This is a genomic window from Streptomyces sp. NPDC050617 (genome assembly GCF_040654795.1).
Taxonomy (GTDB): domain Bacteria; phylum Actinomycetota; class Actinomycetes; order Streptomycetales; family Streptomycetaceae; genus Streptomyces.
In genome coordinates, this window is sequence record NZ_JBFAIS010000006.1 from 292,494 (window position 1) to 313,481 (window position 20,988).

A 20,988-nucleotide genomic window follows, 5' to 3' on the forward strand; every position below is an offset into this window, starting at 1 on the left:
GCACTCCCCGGGCACGCGGCTCCGTCTACATCGGCAGGAACGGGCTCGGCGCTCCGTGCCAAGAGATGCGCAGAACGTCGCGGGCGCGGGTGGTGGCGACGAAGAGCTGGTTGCGGCTCTTCTTCAGTTCACGTTCGTAGCGCTTGGGGTCCCTCTTCTCATACTTCTCGACGATCGTGGTGCGCGGCAGGACGCCGTCGCTCGCGCCGACCACGGCGAGTTTCTGGTACTCAAGCCCCTTGAAGCGATGCATGGTTCCGATGTGGACCTCGCCGCCGCCCTGCGGGCCGTCCTTGGTGAGGGTGGCAGTGGTGATGCCGTGCTTCATCTCCAGGTCGGCGGCGACCCTTCCGGCCATGTCTCCATCGGCGACGCAGACGGCCATGGCACCGCTGGGGTCGCGCACGGTGCCGTCCTCGGTCGGCTGGACGATCTCCTCGCGCCAGCTCTTCAGCGCCGCGGCGAGCTGGGTGATCTCGTCGTCCCAGTCGGTGCAGGAGACCAGTTCGGGGTCGGGTCCGCGCAACAGGGAGTGGTAGCCGTCCAGATTGTCGGTGCCGTCGTCAAGATCGTCGTACGTGCCGTCGCCGACGACTCTGGCAGCCTTGTCGAGGATCTCCTGGGTAGTGCGGTAGCTGAGGGTCAGCTTCGAGGCGCGGCCTCGGATGTTGATGCCGACGGTGGACAGGGTGACTTGGCGGTCGTAGATGCGCTGGTGGGTGTCGCCCGCGATGAACAGGTCGTCGGGCTCCTGGGCCACCATCGCGCGCAGCATCTTCCAGTGGGCCGGGCTGAGGTCCTGGGCCTCGTCGACGACGACGTGCCGGTAGCGGTGGCGCAGGTATCGCATGCCCGAGCTCTTGGCGTCGAGGTGGATCAGATCGCCGCCGCCGACCTCTTCCTTGCGCTCGGCACGGATCTGGATCTTGCGGGCGCGTTCCATCTCATAGCGTGCCGCGCGCTCGGCGGCCTGGGCCCAGGTCTCGCGGTTGATGCCGTTCAGGCGCAGGGTGAGCTGGTCGAGGATCTTCCAGATGGCGGCACGTTCGGGGCGGGTCAGTGCCTTTCCCATGCCGGCCCGGCGGGCCTTGAAGTAGTCCTGGCGGGTGGCGAGGGACTGGCCGAGGACGATCTGTTCCCACTCGTCGAGGAGGAATTCGGCCTCCCAGCGCTTCTCGTCGTACTCGAAGAGGATCTCGCGCAGGACTTCCAGGGCCTTGTCGTCGGTGGTGAGGGAGCGCTGGGAGCCGGGGGCGGTGTTCTCGTTGAGGACGCCCTGAGCGAGCTGGTCGATGTGCTTGATGTCGACGCGTTCCAGCAGTTCGGGTCCCACCAGGGAGGTGAGGCGTGAGCGCAGGTCAGCGGTGAGGTTCTTGGTGTAGGTGGTGAGCAGGATCGGCTTGCCGTGGCCGGCGGGTAGCTGGGACGCGAGGCGTGCTACGCGGTGCAGCGCGACGATGGTCTTGCCCGTGCCGGGTCCTCCGCTGACGCGCGCGGGACCGTTGTAGTGCCTCTCGACGGCCTTGCGCTGGGTGGGGTGGAGGTAGACCTTCCAGGCGCGGAAGTCGCCTTCGGCCAGTACGTTGCGAATGTCGTCGTCGACGGTGGTGACCGCGGTGCGGGACAGGGCCGCGACCATGTCGTTCTCGAAGCCGGGCTCGAGTTTGACGGAAGCGGGCTGGGTGATCTCGTCCTCGACCTCTTGGATGTCCATGCCGGAGCCGAGTCCGGTGAGAACCTCGGCGGTCAGCCGCGGAGCACCGGCGATGAGCTGATCGAGCTCTTCCTCGGTAGTCACCGTGAGCGCGAGGTCGACGAGGGCTTCGGCCACTCCGAGGCGGCGCAGATCTTCGGCGGTGCAGTCGCCGATCACCGGTCGTGCGGCCGCGGCGGAAGCGGGGGTGGGGACGGCCGCCTTCTCGTCCGGGGCCGAGGCACGGGGCTGTGCCGCCGAGCCCGAAGCCGAGGGCTCCACGACCGGTACAACAGGCAGTGGAGCCTCAGGCGCGATCTCGGCCTCCGCCTCGTCCGCGGCCGGCGTCAGCTGAAGACCCGCGCGCCGCAGCACGCTCTGGCCGACCACACCAAGATCGACGAACTCGATCTCACCGGTGATCCTGTTGATCGCGACGGACAGCTCTTCGTAGACGTCCTTACGGTGCCGGACGGCCACGACCAGCCACTGCCGGACACCGTCGGCACCGACCCCGGCACGGGCCAACAGCGCCCGGTACTTGGGGTTGATCCTGGCCCGGTAGATGCGGCCGTCCCCCTTGAGCGGCTTGAGGTCGAGACTCGGGTGCTCGGGGTTCTGCCGGAAGAGGTGGCAGAAGTCGTAGAACTTCGTCTTGACCGACGAGTCCATCTTGTAGAGCTCGTTCTCAGCCTTCTGGTACAGGCTCAGGCGGGCTGTCATCGTGCGGCACTCTGTTCGTCGGAGTCGGGCAGTGCGGCGAGGAGCGCGTCGAGGTCGGCGAGCCACTCCTCGGCGGTGCGGACGGTGTATCCCGCGTCGCGGTAGGCCGCCCAGGTCTTGACGCTCTCCTCGTCCTCTTCGTCGTACAGGTCGACCATGACAGCGAGCTTGTACTCGGCGTCGGGCCAGGCGAAGTCGGCGAGCCAGCCTCGTTCGCCGAGCTCGTAGCCGTACGCGGGTGCCTTCTTCCCCCGGTCGGCGAGGAGGTGCGCGAGGCGGGTGAGCGGGGCGTCGGGGCCGTCCTCGTCGAGGAGTTCGAGGATCTCCCGATCCCAGAGCAGGTCGCGCAAGGCGGCCTCGACGCGAGAATCACCCGCGGGTTCACGCGCGATCAGGCCGGCTCCCGCCGCCGCGCCGCCGTGACGCATGACGAGGGATTCGAGTTCGCCGACGCCGCCGAGCGCCTTGAATACGGACGGGTCGAAATCGCCGGCCGCGGAGGTGGTCAGCTGGGCCCCGTCGCCGCCGTCGTACGCGAGGAACTGCAGGATGTTGGACCACTGGAGCCAGGCGCGCCAGCGCGTCTTGTGCTCCGGCGTGCCGAGCTGGACCGGGTCGGTGTCGTCGAGACAAGCCAGCGCGGTGAAGCGCTGTGTGGCCCCGTCGACGAGGAGTGCGACGGGCAGGCTGGAGGCGTCGCACGCCTGGAAGAGGTTGAGGGTGCCGGATCCCGTGACGGGTGAAGGGGCGATGCCGCCGATGCCGCCCCAGGCCTGAAGCACCAGGCCGAGCCGCTCGCGCGCCTGCTCGGGGGTGCCGTTACCGACGAGCAGTTCCTTGTCGCCTCCCAGGAGGCCTCCGACCACGGCGGTCGCCCGCTTGCCCCAGACCACGTTGTCCGGTCCGCGCAGGTAGGAGAGCAGCATGCTCATCGGGTCGGCGAAGGCGGTGTCGGCGAGGTCGTCTCCGCCGCCGTACAGCTGCTTGGCGACATCGCGAGCGCTGTGCGGGTACGGCGGCCACACGGCCTCGGCTGTCTCCCCCGCGGCCGCACCCGCACCAGAACTCGAAGCCTTCTGCTCGAAGGCATCGAGGTCGTCCCACGTCAGCTGGAACACGATCCGGCCATCTGCGCGCAGCCGGTTGCGCTTGTCGGCGTCGCCCGCGAGCCGATTGTGCTTGCGCGTGGCGTGGTAGCGGTGCCCGTCCAGATAGACAGTGATCTTCTGCTTAGGCCCATCGGTGCGTTCGAAGGTGAAGTCGGTACGCGTGAAGCCCTCGTTGCGCTGAGTGGTGAGCCGCCAGCCGTGCACCGTGCCTGCCTCGTCCAGGCGCAGGTATCCGCTGTTGTCGCCGCTCTCGTCGAGAACGGTGTCGTCGCGCTTGGCGGCCCAGCCGCGCAGGGCCTTGAGGAACCGGGCCTCGAGGTCGGACTCGACCTGCCCGTCCAGGCCGATCTGGTCGGTGTTGCCGACCTGTTCGGTGTCCCAGGCGTCGGTGTCGGTGCCCAGTAGTTCGTCGAGGATCTCCAGAGCGGCCTGGCGCGAGACGTACTCGGCGTGCCGGTCCTCGGCATAACGCAGCATGCATCGGTGGCATGCCGCCCTGCTTTCGTCGTTGCAGGGGCAGTCGATCAGGATGCTGCGAGCGTCCTCGAGGACCTGCCGGAAGTCGGCCGGGGCAGTGAGCCGGTCGAGGTAGCCGGTGCCGTGCGGCAGCTTGTCATACAGGACCAGGAAGTTGCGCCTCTCTCCGGTGGCCTGGTCGGGCATGGAGGCGAGCGTGGTGTCCAGGTGTTGCGGGTCGCCGCCGAAGGCGTGGTCCACGCCGAGGCGTAGGGCTGCCTGGAAGGAGTGGATCTTCTCCTCGACCAGGACGGTTGCGGCAGGCAGCAGGATGCGCAGAGCCTCCGTCTCCAGCTCGTGCGCGAGCAGGACCTGTTCCTGCGGGACACCCTTCGTTCCGCGTCGTACCGGACACCAAGGGGTGTGATGCTTGACGTCGCTCTGACGGTTGGCGGAATTGTCGACGGCGTCCCGGTCGTCGTCGAAGACCGGCCGCCCATCCGCGCTGGCGGCCCCGCAGGAGGTGCACACCTGGAACGGCGCGATGCGTACGTCCTTGCCCGCGAGCTGGTCGTTCTCCTGAGCCCCGATACGCAGCGGCCCGGCGTTGATCTTACGGATCACGGCCCTGCGGGTGTAGTCGACGCCGAAGATCTCACGCTTGTGCCGCCAGGACTTTCCGGCCGCGAAGTGCTCAGGTGCGATGTCCACCATGTCGATCACGGTGTAGAAGCACCGGTCACGGTCGTCGCTCTCGTCGCCGATCCGCGCGTCGTCGCGCTTGGCGCGGGCGGTGACGACGGTGGGCTGCACGATCTGCCACAGGCTGCCGGAGTCGGCGATGCCATCGTCGCCGCAGCGCGGGCAGGGTGCTATGTCGCTCTCGGCGCGCTCAGTGCGCACGTACCCGCAGGAGGGACAGAACCGCCAGGCGCGCCAGTCCTGCTCCTTGCCGGTGACGATGTCGATGCCGGTGATGCGGTGCTTGTAGCCCTCGGCGTAGAAGGTGTTCCCTGGGGCGAGTTCGGACAGCGCGTAGGCGCGCGGCCGCTCGTAGGGGTACGTCTTCGACTTGTAGCGCGGCTTCTGGTCGGCCGGTGCGGGTTCAGGCCAGTAGACGGTGGCGTCCAAGGTCGTCGTGGCGTCGGCCAGCGCGTAGTTCGGCAGCAGCCCCAGGTCGCACAGCACGGTCTGGGACGGCTGCCGCTGCCGAGCCCCGCCCGCCTTGGACAGGGCGTGCCACTCGGCCTCCAACTCGGCCTTCGTGCGCTCCTGTTCCTCGTCGCCGTCCTGCAGTTCGTCGATCGCCGCCCGGATGGTGCGGATGCGGGTGCGCAGCTTGTTGTTCTCGCGCTCCCACTCCCGCTCGGCCTTCTCCACGGCGCTGCGGATGCCGCGCGTCGCGTACCGCTTGAGCTCCTCGGCGGCGGTCCGGCTCACCCCGGTCGGGAAGAGCGCCAGGAAACCTGCAACGAGCTCCTTTCCCTGCGCGAGGGCGGCATCGGTGAAGTCGGCGAGGTAGCCGGAGGGCCCGAACAGTTCGTCCACCCTGCGTGACAGCGCGGCCAGCGGCTTGCCGTCCTCCCGCGACAGCCGTCCGCGCGCCGCCAGGTCGAGCAGATGCGCGGTGTACTGGCGGCGCAGGATTTCGATCGCCGAGAGGTATGAGCCGGGCGGCGCGATCAGCCCGTCGATCATCTCGCGCGGCTGCTCCAGAAAGTACTGGTCACGCCGCGAACGGTCCGGGATCGTAAGGAGGAACGCATTGCCCGTACGCCGCCCCGCGCGCCCCGCCTGCTGCGCGTAGTTCGCCGGCCGGCGCGGCAGCGCGCCGAGCACCACGGCGGACAGGTCGCCGATGTCGATGCCCATCTCCAGCGTGGGCGTGCAGGACAGCACGTTCGGGTCGTTGAACCCCTCTCCCTTACGGAATGCCTCCTCGACGCGCTCGCGCCGGGCCCGGGAGAGCAGGCCGGTGTGCTCGGCGGTGATGACCTGGTACGTCCCGGCCCGCCGGTACAGGCTGCGGTAGTAGTCCTCGCGGTAGTCGCGGTCCCGATCGTGCCGGTCCACGGTTTCCCGCCACCGGTCTCCGGCGATGAGCCGTCCGGTCGAGCAGCGGTACGCGGGGCAGGGCTGCTGGTGGTACTGGTCGAGCAGTGTGGGGTGCACGGTCTGCTCCCAGAAGCACTTGCGGCAGCGCACGTAGGCCTCGTTGACCTCCTTGTCGGCCAGCAGTTGCAGTCGCAGCGCACCGGGCTGGAGCCCGTACAGGCGGGCCGTCGTGTCGCGCGGAGTGCGCGCCGAGAGAAGGCCTGCGTCGGCGAGGCGGGGCAGGAGGCGCACCCAGAAGTCGTCGGCCTGCTCGCGGGTCATGTTCAGGCAGCGCTGCGCCCACGTCTGGAACCAGGACAGGCGCCCGGCCGCGAAGTCGAACTCGCTCTTCTCCTTGGGCCGGGCAAGGAGGAACGTCGGCGCGGAGACTCCGCTCGGGAAGGCCTTCATGCCACGCGGCCGGCCGCCCCAGATGTAGAAGCGGCTGGTCCCCGCTTCGTCCAGGAATTTGGCGAGCCATCGGTGTCCGACCGCGCCACGCGTGCGAAGCCGGTCCAACGCCCCGCGCAGGAAGGCGAGATAGCGCGCGTCGTCGTGCTCGGTGATCTGCAGCCCGCGCTGCGCGGCCTCTTCGTGCGCGGCGCGCGCGAGGGCGATAGCCGCCGGCACGTCGGGGATGTCCACCCAGGAGGCGGCGGTACGGGTCAGCTCCAGCGTGCGTCCGTTGCGGGAGCGGTGGCCGAACTCCATCACCGCCTCGAACGCGAAACGCTCCCCGATGAGGTCCCACGTCCGCTTGTCCCCGCCGCGCCCCTTGCCCGAGAGCAGCCGGCCCACGCCCGCGTCGTCGTGCAGATCCGGCGGTACGACGGCGGCGAGCGTCTCACGGTCGGTGGTGGCTTCGACGACGTCGGCGATCAGGTCGTTGAGGGCGCTGGGCCGCTGCTCGCTGAGGTGCTTGGCGAACAGGGCCCGCAGGGAGAAGGTGTACGAGCGCGACGCGACGAACCCGGCCCGGTGTGCGGCGTCCTGCACCGAGTCGTTGAACATCAGCGTCTTCGTCTCACGCTGTGCCTTGTCCATCTCCCCGCCGGTGAACAGCTGGGTGACGGATGCGGCCGCAAGGGCTGCCGAGCCGGTACCGAGGAAGCGGATCGCGTTGTGGGTGCCGCAGGCCGGGCACCAGTCGTCCTTGGCGGCCCGCTCCGCGGTGTCGCCGAGAAGGACGAGCACGAAGGCCGAATCGGCAGTCGCGGGGCGCGGGTTGCCCTCGCCGTCGTAGTCCTCGACCGGGTCGGGCAGGCGAAGACGGCCCGCCGCACCGTCGAGGATCATGAGAACCCCGGCACCACCGGTGGTCAGCGCCTTCTGCGCCACGCGGTCGATCTTCGTCCGGCCGTTGCCCTCGCGGGCCTCGTTGTCGGTGGCCGCCACCAGCGTGCGCACCTTGGCCTTGTCCGCCGTCACGGAGGCCCGGCGGATCTTGTGGGGCTTGAGGGTCAGCTCCTCCATGTCCGACTCGGGCGCAAGAACGGACCACCCGGAACGCCCGCACTCCCGGCAGTACACGGCAGGCAGGAACAGATCGGTATCACGCGAGGCCGTGGTGTCGGGCGTAGCCCGTGACGGCGTCGGCGCCCCGTCACCGTCCCATGCGAACTCGGCCCGCGGCCACGGCAGCACACCCCGCAGCATGCGTGTGACGGACCGCGCCCACTGATGCAGCTCCACCTGCACGAGAGGACGGGCGAGACCGGCGGACGCGTCCGGATCGCGCGCCACGGAGAGCAGGGCGACGAACCGGGCGAGGGCGAGCGCGGCGAGGTGCGGGCGGGTGGTGATCGCCTCTTCCCAGCGCTTCGCTCCGCTGCGGCGCATCACATCGAGGATCTCGTCGTATGTACGGACGTTGCCGTCGAAAGCCTTGAGGACGGCGTATGTGAGCCGGTTGCGTTTGAGCGACCGGCCCAGCTCGACGGGGTCGGTGATCCGCGTCCCGGTGACGACCTCGGCGAGTGCGGCCAGCGCGTCGGGGCCCGACGCCGGATCGGGCAGGGTCGTGATCGCCTCGGGGAACGGGACCTCACCAGGCAGGAACTTCGCCTCGGGGATGAACGCGTCCACGGTCTGCCGGTCTTCGCCGACGATCGCGTCCTCGGTGAAGGCGGTGCCGAAGACGTTCGTGGCAACCGTCAGCAGGTCGCGTACGCCGTCGGCGTCCGTGCCGGAGGCGAGGGTCGCGGAAGTCGCTACAGGCGTGATCGTGCCCAACGGCCGGTCGGGGCGCGTGGCCCCGACGGCGGAGGCAAGACGCCGCAGGAGCATGGCGACGTCGGTGCCCTGCGCGCCGTCGTAGGTGTGGAATTCGTCCACGACGACATACCGGATGTCGCAGTCCTGCCAGAGCGGCGCATCGGCGGAACGCTGGAGGAGTAGGTCGAGCATCTTGTAGTTGGTGATCAGGATATCCGGCGGGGACAGCTGCATGTCCTGGCGACGGGTGTAGACGCGGTCGTACTCGGTCGCCGCCTTGTCCCCGATGTACAGGCCGGCACGGACGCGGTTCAGCGCGTCGTGCTCGGTGAGCAGCTCGTTGATACGGCCGGCCTGGTCGGTGGCCAGGGCGTTCATGGGATAGAGGAAGACGGCCTTGACACCGTTGCGACCTGTGGCGCGCTCGCGGGCGCAGTGGTCGAGGACCGGGTAGAGGAACGACTCCGTCTTACCGGAGCCGGTGCCGGTGGTGACCAGGGTGGGTTCGGGGGTGTGACCGTTGCGCGTGGTGAGGCGCTCGAAAGCACGGGCTTGGTGCGCGTACGGCGCCCAGCCGTCAGCACGGCGCCAGTCCAGGTGCTCCTGCCAGCCGTCGTCGGCGCGGGTGAAGGGGGTCCGGAGGCGGAGGTACGGCCCCCGGAACATCCCATCCGTCTCGTCCCCGAGAAACGCGTGCAACGCCTTCCGCACACCCTCGTCGGCGAGCCCGTACGTGGTGGACAGGTACTGGAGCAGGCTCTCCTTCAGCCCCTGCGCTTCGAGCGTCGGCCTCACGGCTTCGGAACCTCCATCTTGACGGGGTCCCACAGACCCTGGGCGATGGCCTCGTTAAGGCGCCGGGTGAAGTAGGCGTGGGCCGCGCGCATTTCGCGCTCGCGGTCGGCCTTGTAGAAGGGGGCGGTGTAACCGTCGGGGAGGGGGGTGGAGGGGGCGGCGGGGAGTACGCCTTCGGGGCTGAGGTCGCCCGCAGCCTCGCGGAAGGCTTCGAACTGGGTCCAGTGGTCCTTGGTCTGGTCGAAGCCGTAGGTGTTCCGGGCCCCGGCAATCTTCCGCTCAGTGGCGTCGAACCACGTCACCTGGTCGTAGCCCTGCAACACCGGGAACCGGGCCCTGTACATAGCGATGAGCGTGTCCGCGTCGATACTGAGCCAGACGGCGACCAGTGCATCGATCTCGACGAGCGCGGCGCGACGGGCGTATTCAGTACGGAGTGGTGTGCCGCGCTGCCAGGTGGGAGTGACGGCGTGCAACTCGGTCCGCATGCCGGGCCAGGTGATCGCCCAGGGCTCGTAGGCCTGCCACTTGGGGTCGTGGAGATCTTCCCAGAGTTCGGCGTACGCGGTGGTCAGGCAGTTGAGGCGGAGGGCGCGGAGGAGAAGGGCGGGGGCGAGGGGGTGGTCCGGCTGCGGCGCTGGAAATTTGCGAGCCTGGGCCACGTCCAGGTTTGCCGTGGCGATGGTCCGAAGCATGTAGTCGAGCGGAAGCGCTGCAATGAATCCGCTGGTCAAGACAGTCGCCCTGCGCTCCTTAAGGGCCAAGGACCGCATGCTGTCGATGTGCACGGCACCGGGCGGCAGGAGCGCAGCGTACAACGCTCGCTCAGTGTCCGGAGCGATCATCTTTCGCCAAGCAATGCGGTACCGTTCGCTGTACGGCGTACCAGCCTTCATCCACAGAAACGCCTCGATCTCTGCGTCCTCGACGTCCTCCGGCAACGCCTTCCGCTTCTCGGCAACCTTCAGCCGCGCCATCTCTCGCTCCTCGTCCGCCGCGAGCAGCGCCTCGTACGCATCCCGGTCAGTCCACCGGTCCTGCGCCCCGAGGAACACTTCCTCCGAGGTCACCCGCCGGTATTCCGACTCCGGCACCGCGTCATCCGCGAACGCCTGCGGGTCGAGACCGCGCGCCTCGCCAGCGCCCTGGCTCGGCTGCTTGAACAGCGGGTTGGCCACGCCGATCTGCGGTCCCTTGAAGATGACTTCGCCCCACGACTCGGCATGGTAGTCGTCCTGGCCGTCGATGCCGGTGTTGTAGTCGATGAGGCGCTGGTCCTTGTTGGGGCCGAACTGGGCCTTCTTAGAACCACTTTCGTGGTAGCCAGCGGAAATGTCCGGTTCCAAAGCGCCGAGCCGCAGCGGGTAAAAGCCCAGCGCATCGATCGCCGGGTCTTCTGCTGTGCTCACCGGCGTGAGCAGCCGGGTGTGCTCCGCCTGGCCTTCGTCGCCCGCGAGCCGCTGCCAGCGCTTAAGAGTGTCGGTCGTCACGCGGACGACGCGCTTTCGGTGCGGACGCTCATCCCAGACTCCCTTAAACTTCACCCCAGGGTCAGCGCCTTCACAGTCCGCGTTGAAGGACAGTCGAAGTACGTCTGCCGCGAACAACGAGGACAGATTCGAGAAGTCGATCTCTCCCGGTGCACCGTAGACGTGGACACCGAATTCAGTCGCGTGCCCCACAGGTTCTGGAAAGATCCGCCGCTGGTTCACGAAGCCACCATGCACGCACAGCCGCCGATACGCAGCCGCCCGGAGTTCTGCCTCCGTGTCCCCCGCAAAGTGCGTATCCGGATGTACCATGCCAGCCGTTCCATTACCCGCCGCGTGGTCCCACACCTCGCACATGAACGCCCGGTACAGATCAGGCTGGCTCCCCGCGATGAGCGGATACACCGGCGCGGACGACAAATAGTCGGCCGTCGTCACCGTGTTGCTCACCTCGCCAAGCAGGTACGCCTGCACCTCGCCGCGCGAGAGCTCCGCCTCCCGCCGCCGGTTCTTCTCCTCCGCCTTCGGCTTCTCCGTGAGCATGAACCAAGGTTCGTACTCCGCAACGACGGGGTCTTCCTTCCACGTCGGCCGCACCCAAGGCGGATTCCCCACCTGCAGGTCAAACCCTCCGCCCTCCCCCGCGAAAACCCCCGTGAAGTCCAACTCCCAGTGCAGAAAACCCTGTTCATGAGCGATGTCCCGCACCACCCGCATCCACGGATACCGCTGCTCGACCGCCTTCCGGGCCTCGTCCATATCCATCTCAGGCTGGGTCTGGATGACCTCTTCGAGGTGCTTCAGCTCCTCCAGGGAGTCGACAGAGGACACGATCGTGCCCTCCTTCACGTCCCTCCTGCCGACCATGGACTCCAGGAAGTCGAGCCAGTCCGCCAGATTCGTCAACGGGACGATCGCGCGACGAGGGACCAGGCCGTTCCTCTTCTTCTTCGCCCCCGAAGCCGCCCGCTTCCCCTTGATCTCCTGCTGCTCGACGACCTCGCCCTCAGCCTCGACCCCGAAGGCCATCTGCTCGACGTACCGAGGCGCCGGCGCTCCCGCCACCGAAGCCAGCAGCCCGTCCAGGTCGACACCCTCCCCGGCCGCGACGACCGGCGCCGCCGCGTACTCCGGGTCCGTCCCGTTCAGCAGCCCCACCTGACCCAGCGGCCAGAACCACAGCGCGCACCAAGCATCCATGACCTGCTTGAGCCGCCAGTACGGCGAGCCCTCGGCCTCGAAGAGGTCTGCGAAGACCTGCTCCTTGGTCAGGGGCAGTGCACCGTCATCCGCGTTCCCCTTGTCGCGCCTCAGGAAGCCGTACTCCTCCCCCGTGGCGCCCCACACGTCGACCGTGCGCGCGATCTCCCGCTCGCTGAGCTCCATCCGCTTGGCGACGAGCTGCCACAGGAACTCGACGCGCCGCGCCACCGCCTGCAGACGGGCGATTTCACTCCTCTTCCCGCCCGTCGCCTTCGGCTTCTTGCCGATGGCCGACTTCCAGGCCTTCAGCTGCCGCACCTGCTCCCCGGCCAGCTTCTCGACGAGCTTCTTCGCGTCCCCGCTCGCGCCCGCGACCGCGCCCCACCCAGGCGTCGGCAGCAGGAACTGGTGCACAGCACCATCCGGCAGCGGCTGCTCCGCCCCGTCGTCCTCCCGGGACCGGAACGGCAGCTTCGTCGGCGTAACCGCCCCGATCGTCCGCTCCTTCTTCACCTGGTCCGCTTCGTACACCCAACGCCGCGCCCCGATCAGGGAGTTGCCGCGCCGCAGGTGCAGCCCGAACCACGGTGCGCGCATGCCGGGGTGCATGGTGTTCAGCCACAGGGACACCTCAGCCAGCTCGACGCCGGTCGAGTTCAGGTCGATCCCGTACGCGTTGTGCAGCGCGATGTACGCCTTGACCTTCTGTTTCGCGTCCAGCGCCTTCGACGTGTCCAGGCTGACGCCCAGCTCTTCCTGCCGCCGCTTCAGATACTCCTCGGCGACCTGGTTGATGGCCTCGTTGAGGAACGCGCCCGACCCGAGCGCCGGCTCGCAGATCGTGAACTTCAGCAGGTCGCTCGCCCGCGTCTCGTCCGTGATGCGGTGCTTGAGCGCCAGCTCCACTGTGACCTTGGTCAAGGATTCGGGCGTGTAGTACGACGCGGACGTCTCGCGGTCGCGTCCCGCGAGCCGGTAGACGAACGTCCCCTTGCCGTACTTCTTCGGACCGCGCAGACCGTACTGCTCGGCGTCCTGCGCGGAATACACGACGTGCGTGTTCTCCGGGTAGTCGCTCAGCCGGTGTGCGGGGACGAGCCACGAGCCCTTCTCGGGGTCGCCGTACTGCTTGCCGCCGCTCTTGTTGCCCGGCTTGGCGACCTCGGCGAGCTCCTCTTCCGCGATCCTGCCGGTGTAGGACATCAACCCCTCGTAGACCGCACCGAGTTGGTTGATTCCCAGATTTCGGTACGAGATGAAGCCGCCCTGCCGGCCCTTCGCTCCCGCCTCCTTCATGGTGAGCAGGCGCAGTACCTGGTGCAGGGCCTCGTTGCGCAGCCGCAGGTCGAGCCATTGCGGCTGCGTCTCCTCGTCGCACTCAGGGTGGAGGACGTTGCGGCCGATGAGCGTGATGGCCTTCGGGTCGAAGAGTTCGCTGCGCAGCGCCTCGAAGCGCAGCCCGCGAAGTTCACTGCGCTCATCGGCGTCCAGGTGATCATCACGCTCGGTACCGTGCGGGCGGTGGCCGAAATTGACCTTGTTGAAGAGGACGTCGAGCGACGCGTACAGATGGAAGCCGCCCCGGCTCTCCTCATCGACCAGCTTGCGCTCGCGCGCCACCAGCTCCCGCAGCCGGGCGACCGAGTAGCCCGCCTCGTAGGTGGAGTCGTCGGCGGGCAGGATGCCGAGCTCGGGGCGGGCCTCTGCGTACAGCAGGAACAGGATGCGGTAGAGGTAGCGCAGCGACTCGCGGGTGAGTTGCTTGGCGAAGGGGCCCTGCTGCGGGTCCTCGATCTCGATCGGTTCGACGCCCGCCTCTCGCAGCCGCTCCAGGACCTCGTTGGCGATGATCTCCACGGAGCGTTGAAGCCCCTTGCGCAGGTCGGAGTTGACTCCGACGGCGTTGTCGCGCGACGCCTTGAGCAGGTCGTCGATGCGGCGGCCCTTGCCGTCCGCTCGCGGGGCGAGCATGTCGTGGGAGAAGAGTGCTGCGAGCAGTGCGAGCTCGCCGGACTTCGAGGTGTCGTTGCGGCCCAGGGCCGCGTCCAGGCTCGCGGCGATGTAGCGGCCTTCGGCCCAGGCCGTACGGTCGGCGAGCACAAGGACTCCGCCGCACAGCAGGATCACGATGCGCGGCGGCTCGCCGCCCGCCTCGTGCAGTTCGCTCTGGAACAGCCAGCCGGCCAGCTTCTCCCCGGCCGTGAGCGTGCCCTCGGCGGTCTTGAGCGGGTGCAGGACCGCCCCCGGCCCGTCGGCATCGAGGGCGTCATCCAGGCTGTCGGTCCAGCCGCAGTCGAGCGCGACGATGCCGTCGCCGTGCCAGGCGACTCGGAGCTCATACTCCCTGCCGGTGTTGTGCACGGTGAGCGTCCGGCCGGTCGGCTCCTCGTATCCCAGGGCCGCGAGGACGTCCGCGTGCCAGGCGGCGACCCGCTCGGCCCACTCACCGCCCAGGCCCTCACTCGCGCCCGCGAGCCGCGGCCGTACGGTGGCGGTGTACTCGCCACGCAGCTTCGGCAACAGTTCGCGCGGGGTGAGTCGGGAGTCGTGCGGGTCGGTCTCGCGGTTTGTCCAGAGACTGAACAGGCCCGCCTCGCCCGCCTTGCTGCGCTTGAGGGTGTTCTCCAGTTCCTCGCTGAAGTAGTGGGCTGCCAGGTATTCACCACGGTTGGCGAAGGAGTCGTAGGTGTAGCTCATCGGGCGGACTCCTCGTGGTGCGTGGTCGGGTGAAGGGGTTCGAGTACGCCGAGGACCCGCAGCATCGGGTCTCCCGCGGTACGCAGGCGTCGTACGAGATCACGGCGCCGCTCGGCGGTCTCGGACACCTCCTGCTTCCGCTTGCTGGTGCCGACCGCGAAGAGGGCGTCCTGTTCCCAGTCGCGCACCTTGTCCTCGTACGGGGCGAGGTAGGCGTCGACCTGCCGGTCGTAGTCGGCGCGGCGCTCGCGCAGATGTGCCTCGGCGGCGTCGACGGCCGGGGACACCAGCGACTGCAGGAGTTCAGGCGCGGAGGGCTTGTCACGGCCCGGCATCTCGGGGCCGACGCCGCAGGCGGCCAAGAACGCGGAGTCCATGCGCCACACGCGAGGGTCGTCCTCGGCGAGTCCGGTGACGGCCATCCATTCGACCACCGTCGGGCGGCCCGCCGCGTTGGAGTAGACGCCCTGGAGGAGGAAGACCGGCCCGGTCAGCGCGGCCGGAAGGCCGGGATCGATGGCCGCGGCCTTGGCCGCGTCGGCCCGGTAGGCGAGGACGAACGCCTCGTCGTACTTGAGCTTGGCGAGGACCTTGTCCGTCACCCAGTCCAGGACCGGGTGGATGTCGCCGACGTAGCTGACGTTGGGCCACTGCGAGGTGGGCTCGTCGCCCTTGCCCTGCTTGGCGTTGCGGGCCGCCTCCAGACGCTGGGCGGCGTACGCCTTGTCGAAGGTGATCTTCAGGGTGCCGTCGTAGCGGGGGGTGGTGAGGATCCTCTCCTGTACGAGGTACGACTTGGGCAGCTCGCGGAATCGGTACTGCAGGTCGTCGGGCGGCGTGAACTCGATGCGGCCGCCCGCCGTTTCCGGCCGCCAGTCCAGAGCGTCGCGCTCGGCTTCCGGATAGATCAGGTCCATCGCGGCGTGGAAGTAGGTCCGGGTGTCGGCGAAGACGTGCGGTACGTCGGCCTCGCGCACCGGTGCCGTGACGCTGACCGCCCGCGTTGCCATGGGATCGGTGAGGCGGGCATTGGCGTTGGCCAGGAGATCGGCGAGCACTCCGCCGGCGCTTTCCTGGGACTGCTTGATGGACCGGTCGACCGTGCTGCCTTTGATGAGATCGCGGGTGAGGCGGTCTTCTTCCTTCTTGTCGTCGTACAGGCCCGTGACCGCCTCCGCGCTTCCCTCGCCGCTCTCGATCTCGTGCGCCTGGGCCTCGCGGCGCAACAGGCGGGTGCCGACGAGCCGGTCGTCGAGGGTGAGTTGCTCGCCGGTCTCCTCGTCGCGCCGCCAGGGCACGTCGGCGGTGAGGGTGAGGGCGCGGAACTCAGGGCTGATGGCCTGTCCGTAGCGGTCGATGCGGCCGTTGCGCTGTTCGATGCGGATCAGGGACCAGGGCAGGTCGTAGTGGATCAGGTCGTGGCACTGGTGGTGCAGGTTGACGCCCTCGGAGGCGATGTCGCCGGTGAAGAGCAGTCGCACGGGTTCGTCGGCACGGCCGAAGCGGTCGATGATCTCGCGCTGCTGCTGGTCGTTGGTCGTATCGCCGTGCATGACCTCGACGCTGCCGCGGTACACCTTCCAAGGGCGGGACTCATCGGCGTCGGCCTCCTTCTCCTTGAAACCGAGTCGGGCGGGTACCTCCTGGGCGAGCCAGGTCAGGGTGGCGATCCGCTCCGAGAAGACGACGACGCGTCGCTCGGAGCGCGGGCCGACGCCAAGGTCCTTCAGGGTGCGTACGAGGGCGTCGAGTTTGGCGGAGTCGGTGTCGGTGAAGTCGGCGAGCAACGCCTCGAGTTGCGTGAGTGCGGTGCCCTCGGCCGCGAGGTCGGCGCGGCGTTCGTCGGAGTCGGCCTTGCGCTTGGGGTCGTCCAGGTAAGCGCGGCGGTTGGTGACGGACTGCTGCAGGGCCTTGTGCGAGGAGAGGAACGCCTTGAGGAAGTTGTAGGCGACCAGCGGGTCGGCGCACACCGAGGACCGGTCCGTCTCGCCCGGGGTCCATTCGGCGGCGAGCTTCTCCAGGACGGCGACCTCCTTGGGGGTCGCCGGTGCCGGGACCGGAAGCGAGGGCCCGCGCTCGGCCCATGGCTTGTCCTTGAGCCCGTCGCGCACCTCACGGTCGGTCTTCGTGCGCCGGATGTAGAGGTGGTCGAGGTCGGCGACCTTGTAGTTCTTCGGGTCGGCGATCGCTGCCGGGTCGAGCATGCTGATCAACTCGGCGAACGACTCCGCGTCGCCGTTGTGCGGGGTTGCGGAGGCCAGGATCAGCGCGTCGGTGCGCTCGGCCAGGCGGCGGGCCAGGCGGTTGTTGCGTGTCCCCTTGTTGACGAGGTTGTGCGACTCGTCGATGACCACCGCGTCCCAGGAGATGTTCTCCAGGTGGTGCGCGTACGTGGCCGACTTGAGCGTGTCGACCGAGACGATGACCCGCTTGAAGTGCGCGAAGGGGTTCCGCCCGGCCGGGATCTCCTGCTGGATGCGCTGGATGCCGGTGGAGTCGAGCCGTACGAGGGGCAGCGAGAAGCGGGTCCACAGCTCGCGCTGGAACTGCTCCAGCACGTGCGCGGGAGTGATGACGAGGATGCGCTCGCCACGGCCCCGCCGGATCAGCTCGGCCAGGGCGATGCCGATCTCGAGGGTCTTGCCGAGGCCCACCACGTCGGCGATCAGGAGGCGGGGCTGCGGGTTGCACATGGAGAGTGCCAGCTCGGCGGGGCGCAGCTGGTGCTCCTGCCGGTCCATGAGGTGCGAGCCGGACAGTGCAAGACCATGCTCGGTCTGCGGGAGAGCGGTCTTGCGGATGACCGCCTCCAGGTAGAGGCGCGCCTTTGCGTGCTTGGAGGTGTCATCGGGCACCAGCCGGGTGCGCCGCGGGTCGAGGACGTCGATCTGGTCGAGGCCCTCGTAGAACACCGCGTCGGTGCCTCGTACGAACGGGGAGACGCCGCTGACCTCGAGCATCAACCCGTCACGGGACTCGTCGACGGACTTGACCAACCACTGCTCGTCACGCACACGCACCTGGGCGCCGGGCGCGAACGCCGCCTTCGTCCCCGGCGAGGCCGCCGGGGCGGCGTCGTGCGCCTCGGGCGTCTCGGGCTGCTTCGCCGTGGTCACGTACTGCTCCTCTGGGGCTGTGGATACGCGTCGAATATGACGCTGGTGGTGCCGTACTCATGTGTACCGCCGGGCTGCGCCGGTCGGCAGCCGCCGTGACATCACGGTCGTGTCAGCGGCTCGACCAGGCCAGCTCTCGGCGCGCCGCATAGCGCTCGCGAAGCTCACTGGCGACCCGGCGTGAGGCTGGAGGTCGCCCTCTGCTCGGGGGCTCCGGGACCGACACAGCCGGCTTCTCCACCACGGGCGGCTCCGGTTCCGACTCCTCGCGCAGCTGCCGGTCCAGTTCGTCGAGGCGATCGAGCATATGCGCGTCGGGCTGCGGCAGCACCATCGTGGGATGGTCCTTGGGCGTCGTCTGCTCGATCAAGGAGCGACGGGCACGGGCCGGGCTCGTCCCCATGCTGCGCAGAAGGTCGGCGCACTGGCGCGTCACGTGTGCAAGGGAGGGGCGGCTGCCCGGCTGGTGGGCCAGCATGGATGTGACGACGGCAGCCAGCTCCTCGGGGAGTCCTGACAGGTCCGGCGTGACCTCAGGGTTGGCCACCTGGGCGGCGACGGCGGGCCACGATGCTCCGCTGTACGGGGCGTGGCCGGTGGCCGCGTAGAGCAGCACCGTGCCCAGGCCGTAGACGTCGGCCGCCGGTGTCACATCGGTCACGCCGAGTGCCTGCTCGGGCGGAATATAGGCCACCGTGCCCAGGATGGTGCCGTCCTGGGACATCGAGCCCTTCTCTGCCCCGACGAACGCGCCGAGCCCGAAGTCGATGATCACCGGGCCGAAGTCGCCCATCATGACGTTCTTGGCCGTGAGGTCGCGATGTACCAGGCCCACGGCGTGCACCGCCGCCAGCCCTTCGGCCAGGAGTGCGCCCAGGCTGGCCACATGCGGTACGGACAGCGGACCGCGGTGGTCCACGGTGTCGTACACGGAGCGGCCGGGGATGTAGTCCGTGGCCAGCCAGGGCAGGTCGGCGGTCGGGTCGGCGTCGATGAAGCGAGCGACCCGCCCCGTGCCGGTCAGGGTGCGCGCGATGGCGGCTTCCCGTTCGAAACGTGCCCGGCTGTGTGCGTTCGTGCGCTCGGGGCGGATCATCTTCACCGCGACCGGGTCACCCGCCACCGAGTACGCGAGGTAGACCTGCCCCATTCCGCCGGCGCCGAGGCTGCGCTCGACGGCGTAGGGCCCGATCCGCTCCGGATGACTCGAACCGCTCATCTGACTCCCCCCGCCGGCCGCTCGGACAGTGCGGCCTCCCCCGGTGCATACGTGCTCACCTTGGCGCAAGCATTGGACGGAGAGAGCCAGCACGGACGCATTACAACGTCAGCATACTGATCACCGCTCGGCGGCCGGGAGCAGTCTCGCGGACCTGGGACGCACGACCGGGACCTTCGGCCCTCGCCGGTTCGTGGTGCCCACGGCCGCGCCGCAGTGAGACGCATCATCCTGACGCATCCAGTTTCCGCAGCAGACCGAGCAGACCGTTGAGGAAGTCGATCTGCGCCTGACCGATCGGGTCCGGACTGAAGTGCATCAGGTCGTTGCGCAGCTCGGCGCATTGTTCGAGGGCACCGGTGAAGTGGTTCTGGTCGAGAGGGAGCCCGGCGTGTTCCCAGGCGGCCGGGTCCCTGAAGAGGTGGGGGTAGTTGCCCAGGGTGAGCGCCGTAGCGTCTTCGGCCAGGGACGCCTTCTTCTTGTTCCTCTTCGCAATGCACGCACGGATGTGCTCGATGTCGAGACGCCGGTCGACGATCCGCCGGAGTCGTTGCTCAACCTCTTCGATCAGTACGAACGGGCTGACGCGACTGCGGAACTCGCCCGCGATGTCGGACGGAGTGACGATCCCGCACACCCGGTGCGCGTCGTTCCTGACCAGTACGAAGCCGTGCTTCTCGATCAGACTGATGCAGTCGAGGAGATGTTCGGTCGCAGGGACTTCCGGAGCGGTGACGGTGGCGTCGGCGAGAGTCGCGTCGGGACTGAACATCAGCGCACCGCCGATGGATGTCCAGCTGACAGCGCCGAGCATCCGACCGTTGTCGTCGAGGACGGGCAGCTGGCTGAACTCCTTCAGCATCATCCGCGTCTGCGCGTTCGCCAGCGTGTCCGCGGGCGTGACGAAGTCGACGGGGGCATTCGCCGAGGGGAGGTTGCCGACGAGATAGGCGACAGATGGATGTCCCATGCCCCCGTCCGCGTCCGCCTCGCCGATCTCGTCCGCATCGACGGTCGGCGCTCCTACCGGAATCGCCCCCGCATCTACGTCGGCATCGCCCGCTCGCTGCCGCGGAAGATCCGTGCGCGTCGCTCCGACGACCCGCTGGACCACTCCGGACATGTCACGAGCCTCCGGCGTGCTCTCCCCGTGGGACGGCGCGCCGGCAGGCTCGCCCACCGCCTCGGCGCGAGCAAGCCGTGTGAGCAGGGTGGCTCCGTCTACGACCGGCTCTTCACCCGCCGCCACCACGGCGATGACGCTGTCGAGCGTGCCTTCCGTGAAGGGGGGAATCGACAGCAGGCCCGCGTCGTCGAGGTCGCGCTGGATCCGTGCCACGGCAGTCGGGGAACGTCGCTCCGCATCCCACAGTTCCAGGAGCTTGCGAACGGTGAGCCGGGTGGGTTCAGCCGCTTGACGGTCCTCGTCCCGAACCCTCTCGATCAACTGACGTCGGGCGACCAGGCTCGCGCCAGGCTCTCCGTCGTCCGGCCTGCCGGGGTCGGCATTTCCCTGAACCACCTCTGCGAGACGTCTCGCCGCGTCATAACGGCGCAGCTCGAAGACGGTCTGCAACGAGCCCAACGATTGCAACAGATCCGGCCGGAAGGTGTCACGCGGCAGTTCCCTGATCCTCCAGTCGACGCGACGCACATGACGCATTCCGTCCGGCTCGCCCGGCCAGAATGCGTATTCACCGGTCACAAACCCGATCGCGTACGCGCCGTCGGCTCGGGGCAGCACGACGAGGTCCCCCACGGCCATCTCATGCCGGAAGCGGAAGAGCTGGCCCGTCCAATTGCCGCGTGTGTACGCGTTTTCACCCGGATATGCAGCATCAACGACATGGCGTATCGCGCTGCGACCGGCACTGCTGGACAGATCCTCGGTGCCGGGCCAGCCGGCGATCACCAGCCCGCGCTCCAGCGCCTCCGCCTCACGCTCGCCCCGCCGCCCCGCTCTGACCACCCACGCCCGCATGCCGCCACCCCGAATCGATCTCGACTACGCGTTAGATCTTCGCGACATCCGACACACGTTCGCAAGGCAAATCCGCACTGGTGGCTCCGACAACCTTCCCGTTGCCCCATATGCCAGAAATGGCATATGGGGTGGCCCAAGACGCTGCGTACTGTCTCTGGCCCCGCAGCTCGCAACGTCACCAAAGTCGGCCGCTAT

6 protein-coding genes are annotated in these 20,988 nt (G+C 68.5%); all 6 read right to left on the minus strand.

Annotated elements, in window-relative coordinates; translation table 11 throughout:
- Positions 1-25: 25 nt before the first annotated feature.
- The 6 genes from AB0I49_RS11450 to AB0I49_RS11475 all read right to left on the minus strand — a co-directional run bounded on the left by AB0I49_RS11450 (position 26) and on the right by AB0I49_RS11475 (position 20,790).
- The gene (locus AB0I49_RS11450) at positions 26-2,416 is read right to left on the minus strand and encodes a UvrD-helicase domain-containing protein (protein ID WP_363226657.1); all 2,391 of its coding nucleotides are present in this window, start codon (positions 2,414-2,416) and stop codon (positions 26-28) included.
- Positions 2,413-9,084, minus strand: coding sequence for a DEAD/DEAH box helicase (locus tag AB0I49_RS11455; protein WP_363226658.1), 6,672 nt, complete (start codon positions 9,082-9,084; stop codon positions 2,413-2,415). Before AB0I49_RS11455 ends, AB0I49_RS11450 begins: the two co-directional genes overlap by 4 nt.
- Positions 9,081-14,474, minus strand: a complete 5,394-nt coding sequence (locus tag AB0I49_RS11460; protein ID WP_363226659.1) for a hypothetical protein — start codon at positions 14,472-14,474, stop codon at positions 9,081-9,083. The genes AB0I49_RS11455 and AB0I49_RS11460 overlap by 4 nt, the downstream gene beginning before the upstream one ends.
- Entirely contained in the window at positions 14,471-17,590 is a 3,120-nt protein-coding gene (locus AB0I49_RS11465) for a DEAD/DEAH box helicase (protein WP_363226660.1), read from the minus strand. Before AB0I49_RS11465 ends, AB0I49_RS11460 begins: the two co-directional genes overlap by 4 nt.
- 112 nt (positions 17,591-17,702) lie before the next feature.
- The gene (locus AB0I49_RS11470) at positions 17,703-18,809 is read right to left on the minus strand and encodes a serine/threonine-protein kinase (RefSeq protein WP_363226661.1); all 1,107 of its coding nucleotides are present in this window, start codon (positions 18,807-18,809) and stop codon (positions 17,703-17,705) included.
- A 226-nt stretch (positions 18,810-19,035) separates the two neighbouring features.
- The gene (locus AB0I49_RS11475) at positions 19,036-20,790 is read right to left on the minus strand and encodes a CBS domain-containing protein (RefSeq protein WP_363226662.1); all 1,755 of its coding nucleotides are present in this window, start codon (positions 20,788-20,790) and stop codon (positions 19,036-19,038) included.
- Positions 20,791-20,988: the final 198 nt, after the last annotated feature.